Source organism: Corynebacterium amycolatum SK46, assembly GCF_000173655.1.
Classification (GTDB): Bacteria; Actinomycetota; Actinomycetes; order Mycobacteriales; family Mycobacteriaceae; genus Corynebacterium; species Corynebacterium amycolatum_A.
Genome location: NZ_ABZU01000045.1, coordinates 1 through 1,265, shown reverse-complemented (window position 1 = coordinate 1,265; position 1,265 = coordinate 1). Strand labels below are relative to the sequence as shown.

Sequence of the window (1,265 nt, the reverse complement as noted above, 5' to 3'; positions counted from 1 at the left end):
CCGCCGGCATAAAAAACGTTTGTTTGTGGGTCGCGGTAGCCATCCCCGTGTGGGGTGGGTGCTGCGGCCCATTTTTGTTTCACCCACAAGTAAACGGAATTAACTAACGTTTCAGTACTGATTGACTCTTTCGGCTTAGGGTGGTTTGGCATATTTGCTTTGTGCTCATTCCTATACAGCTTTCTTCGTCGTCGTCGCCGTTTTAATTGCTCGACCCAGTCAGCTGTATCTTGGAATTCATGCGAGTGGGAATTGTGACTGGAGCATCTCGAGGCATAGGCGCCGTCTTAGCCGATAGACTTGGGCAGCTACGTCCGGACCTAGATGAAATTTGGTGTATCTCTCGTAGCTACAACGATGATTCTTACTGCGAGGATGCTGAGTTCTCGCCGAGGCAAGGTGCCAGTTAGACTACCTCGTCGAGCACAATCTCGAACCTGCTAATCGGATCTTGGGGTGGTGTCAGCTCCAACCGTTGCTATAAGGACTCGTACAAGCCACCTATCTGATTGCATTTGAAACTAGGAGCAGGAGTCACCATCTCTTTGTCCGCTTGTTCTTCCCGCTCCGAGCTAAGCAAAAATTCCATCCGCCCCAACTGGTACGCGATAATCTGACGGGGCGTGCGGTCAATCCCATCAACATGAATGTCCCAACCACCATCGGGAATATCATTGATCTCGCGGATGAATTGATACACGCGCTTAGTGATTTCGTCTTCAAGCTTGCTTCCAGATTCATACGACTTCACCACACGTCTCCTTTGAAGCACTCTAAATCCGAGGTATTCATGCGTATGTTTAAGTGTCCTGGGTTTGATTCTGCTTTTTAAGACCCTGAGTTGATGGGGATTGGCGCGAGGGTGCTTGGTTTTGTGCTTCCCGTGGAGTGGCTAGCCCAGCACTTTGTGTATCCGCATAATTCTTTACCAATAATTCCTCCGCAAAGTGGCAAGCTCTACTTCTACTTCTATGTTCATGAGTCTTGCGTATGAATCATTTTTGCCTTGTAAAGACTGCCGACTCCCTCAGTTGGAGCGTTGTCTTAAGAATCGTCGAATGTGTTGATGCTCGGACGGATTCCAGAGTTGAGTCAGGAACTTAATCAAGGACGCTCTCCTTACTGCCTCACGCTTTCGCAGTTGGATCATTTATGACTGTTAATGTGTTGATGCGCGTTAGAAAAAGCCTCGTGACCAGGGGATTCGCATTCTGTGTGAAGTGTGTGTAATGTATCCGGGGTCAGCGCGACAGGGCGATGTGATT

General features: G+C 48.8%; 1 protein-coding gene. It reads right to left on the bottom strand.

What is annotated here, in order from left to right:
* Window positions 1-478 precede the first annotated feature (478 nt).
* On the bottom strand, window positions 479-754 hold the full coding sequence (locus CORAM0001_RS10835) for a ClbS/DfsB family four-helix bundle protein (protein WP_005512060.1): 276 nt from the start codon (window positions 752-754) through the stop codon (window positions 479-481).
* Between the last annotated feature and the right edge of the window lie 511 nt (window positions 755-1,265).